At 58.3% G+C, this 3,921-nt stretch carries 4 protein-coding genes; all 4 read left to right on the forward strand.

Annotation, left to right across the window (positions count from 1 at the left end; genetic code table 11):
• The coding region (locus L0H65_RS15960; protein WP_301460107.1) for an ABC transporter ATP-binding protein at window positions 1-563 on the forward strand (563 nt) is incomplete at its 5' end.
• 42 nt (window positions 564-605) lie between these two features.
• Entirely contained in the window at window positions 606-1,805 is a 1,200-nt protein-coding gene (locus L0H65_RS15965; RefSeq protein ID WP_301460109.1) for an ABC transporter substrate-binding protein, read from the forward strand.
• Between the two features lie 72 nt (window positions 1,806-1,877).
• On the forward strand, window positions 1,878-2,765 hold the full coding sequence (locus L0H65_RS15970; RefSeq protein ID WP_301460110.1) for a branched-chain amino acid ABC transporter permease: 888 nt from the start codon (window positions 1,878-1,880) through the stop codon (window positions 2,763-2,765).
• Window positions 2,766-2,818: 53 nt separating this feature from the next.
• A complete protein-coding gene (locus L0H65_RS15975) occupies window positions 2,819-3,742 on the forward strand; it encodes a branched-chain amino acid ABC transporter permease (RefSeq protein ID WP_301460112.1) in 924 nt (307 codons plus the stop codon).
• Window positions 3,743-3,921: the final 179 nt, after the last annotated feature.

Here is a 3,921-nt window from a genome sequence, read left to right on the forward strand (position 1 = left end):
TGGCAATCATGGGGATCTTGGCCAAGCGCACCGGCTCCATCACCTTCAACGGGACAGAGATTATCGCGATGCAGCCGCGCCATATCGCCCGGCTTGGCATCGCGCTTTGCCCGGAAGAACGCGGCATCTTTTCCTCGCTGACGGTGGAAGAAAACCTGATGCTGCCGCCGCGCATTGCTGACGGTGGGCTGACGGTGGAGCGGATTTACGATCTGTTCCCGAACCTGCGCGAACGGCGCACCAGTTCGCAAGGCACCAAGCTGTCGGGGGGGGAACAACAGATGCTCGCCATCGCGCGCATCTTGCGCACCGGTGCCAAATTCCTGCTGCTGGATGAGCCGACCGAAGGATTGGCCCCGGTGATCGTGCAACAGATCGGCCGCACCATTGCCGCGCTGAAGAACGAGGGGTTCACCATCGTCCTCGTCGAACAGAATTTCCGTTTTGCCGCATCGGTCGCCGACCGGCACTATGTCGTGGATCAGGGCCGCGTCGTCGACATGATCCCCAATGACCAGCTTGAACAGAATTCCCAGAAATTGCACGATTATCTGGGTGTGTAAAACGACTTACCGGCGCATCCGCGCTTCAATCAGGAGAAAACGATGATCAAGAAACTCGCTATCAGTACGGCGGCAATGGCCGCAGTGATCGGCGCTCCGGCGCTGGCGGATATCACTGTCAAACTTGGCGTGCTCAATGACCGTTCCGGCGTTTATGCCGACCTGTCGGGTGAAGGCTCGGTCGTGGCCGCGCGCATGGCGGTTGAAGATTTCAAGGCCAAGGACAAAGGGATCACTGTCGACATCATCTCTGCCGACCACCAGAACAAGCCGGACATCGGCTCCAACATCGCGCGTCAGTGGTATGACGTGGACGGTGTGAACGCCATTCTCGACGTGCCTACTTCCTCCGTTGCTTTGGCCGTTGCTGACATTACGGCCGAGAAGAACGGCGTGTTGATTGATTCCGGTGCCGGTTCAACGGCGTTGACCCGCGAACAGTGCCGCCCGACGACGATCCACTGGACCTATGACACCGCAGCCCTTGCCAACGGCACCGGTGCCGCAATGACCAAAGCCGGCGGCAAGAAGTGGTTTTTCCTGACCGCTGATTATGCGTTCGGCCACTCGCTGGAAGAAAATACCGCCACGGTCGTCAAGGCGAACGGTGGTGAGGTTGTGGGCACCGTCAACGTGCCGTTCCCGGCGACCGATTTCTCCTCCTTCCTGCTGCAAGCGCAGGGTTCCGGTGCCAATGTGATTGGTCTCGCGAACGCAGGCGGCGATACCGTCAACGCGATCAAGCAAGCGGCGGAATTCGGGATTACCCAAGCGGGGCAAAAACTGGCGGCACTGCTGTTCTTTGTGACCGATGTGCATGCACTGGGTCCGCAAACCGCGCAAGGCCTGTCGCTGACCGAAGCCTTCTATTGGGACCAGAATGACGCAACTCGTGCTTGGTCCAAACGGTTCATGGATACTCATGGCGCACAGCCGACAATGGTTCAGGCCGGGGTCTATTCCGGCACCATGGCCTATCTGGCCGCTGTCGAAGCTGTGGGCAGTGCGGCCGATGGCAAGGCTGTTGCCGCCAAGATGAAAGAGATGGATTTCGATGATCCGCTGTTCGGCAAGGTCAAGGTCCGTGGCGATGGTCGTGCGATCCACGATATGTATCTGTTTGAGGTGAAAACCCCGGACCAGTCCAAAGGTGAGTGGGATCTCTATAACCAGATCTCTTCTATCAGCGGCGAAGATGCCTTCCTGCCAATGCTGGATGAGTGCGACTTCACCAAGAAGTAATGCCAATGCGCCCGCCCGGCTGTTCAGGCTGGGCGGGCGTGTTTTGACCAATCCGCGAAACAGGACCGACATATGTTCGAGCTATTGGGAATACCGCCGCAGGTTTTGCTGGGCCAGCTTTTGCTGGGGCTGATCAACGGGTCGTTTTATGCGGTTCTGTCGCTGGGTCTGGCGGTGATCTTTGGCCTGCTCAACATCATCAACTTCGCTCATGGCGCGCTGTATATGGCGGGGGCGTTTGTGGCATGGATGCTGCTGAATTACCTTGGCATCGGCTATTGGCCTGCGTTGATTTTGGCCCCGCTGATCGTGGGGGCGTTCGGAATTGTGCTGGAACGCACCATGCTGTCGCGCCTCTATCATCTCGATCACCTTTACAGCCTGTTGCTGACCTTCGGGCTGGCGCTGATCATCCAGGGGCTGTTTCGCAATTATTACGGCATTTCTGGCTTGCCCTATCAAATTCCGGCGGCACTGTCGGGTGGCCAAAACCTCGGCTTCATGTTCCTGCCGAACTACCGCGCCTGGGTCGTTGTCGCCTCAGTGATCGTGTGTTTCGGGACATGGTTCATAATCGAGAAAACCCGGCTTGGGGCTTACTTACGCGCCGCGACCGAAAACCCGGTGCTGGTGGGTGCGTTCGGTGTCAACGTACCGTTGATGATCATGCTGACCTATGGTTTCGGCGTGGCATTGGCCGGGTTTGCGGGTGTGCTTGCCGCCCCGATCTATTCAGTGAACCCGAATATGGGGGAGCAACTGATCATCGTGGTGTTCGCGGTGGTCGTCATCGGCGGCATGGGCTCGATCATGGGCGCAATCGTGACAGGCTATATGCTTGGCATTATCGAAGGGCTGACGCGGGTGTTTTATCCCGAAGGCTCTGCCGTTGTTATCTTCATCATCATGGCCATCGTGCTGTTGATCAAACCTGATGGACTGTTCGGGAGGCCCGCGTGATGGCTATGGCAGACAAGACAACCGAGGCTGTCGCGGTGGCACAAACCACCGGGATGCCACGGCTTCACAAGATCATCTTCTCGGTTCTGCTGGCCGCGCTGATCGTATTGCCGTTCGTGGTTTATCCGATCTTTGCGATGAAGGTTATGTGCTTTGCGCTGTTCGCGGCGGCGTTCAACCTGCTTCTGGGCTTTGGCGGGCTGTTGTCCTTTGGCCACGCCGCCTATTTCGGAGGCGCAAGCTATATCGCGGCCCATGCCGCCAAGGTCTGGGGGCTGACGCCGGAACTGGCGGTGCTGACCGGGACGGCGGCGGCGGCGGTTTTGGGCCTTGTTATCGGGGCGTTGTCGATCCGCAGGCAGGGCATTTATTTCGCAATGGTCACGCTCGCCTTCGCGCAGATGGTCTATTTCGTGGCACTGCAAGCTGAATTCACCGGTGGCGAGGATGGCATCCAAAGTGTTCCGCGCGGCGATCTGTTTGGCCTGATCTCGCTGGAGGGGAATATCGCGCTCTATTTCTTCGTCCTCACTCTGACATTTGGCGGCATCTTGTTGCTTTATCGCATCGTGCATTCCCCGTTCGGTCAGGTCTTGAAAGCCATTCGGGAGAACGAGCCGCGCGCCATCTCACTCGGCTATGACGTGAACCGCTACAAGCTGATCGTGTTCACCCTTTCCGCCACCATGGCGGGCCTTGCCGGGGCGACGAAAAGTCAGGTGTTCCAACTGGCCTCGCTGACCGACGTGCATTGGTCGATGTCTGGCGAAGTTGTGTTGATGACCCTGCTTGGTGGCATGGGCACGATTTTCGGGCCACTCGTCGGCGCGGGAATCATCGTGACAATGCAGAACTACCTCGCGACGTTCGGCGCATGGGTCACGGTGATCCAGGGTGTGATCTTTGTCCTTGGCGTGTTGTTGTTCCGCGAAGGGGTTGTGGGTGTGCTGGCGCGCTGGTTGAAAAAGCCGCTTTGAGCTACACCCGGATCAGCTTTCCGATGATGATCGTCCGCTCCGGCGACAGGTTGTAGGAATCCGCCACGCGTTCGGCGTTGTGCCACAGATAGGTGAAGATACTGGTCTTCAGCACGCGCAACAGCGAACCGCGCCCCGTCGGCTTGATATCGTCGAACCCGACGAAATAGGTCACGGTG

Origin of the sequence: Pseudorhodobacter sp. (genome assembly GCF_030452865.1) — a bacterium.
In the GTDB taxonomy this organism is placed as follows: Bacteria; Pseudomonadota; Alphaproteobacteria; order Rhodobacterales; family Rhodobacteraceae; genus Pseudorhodobacter.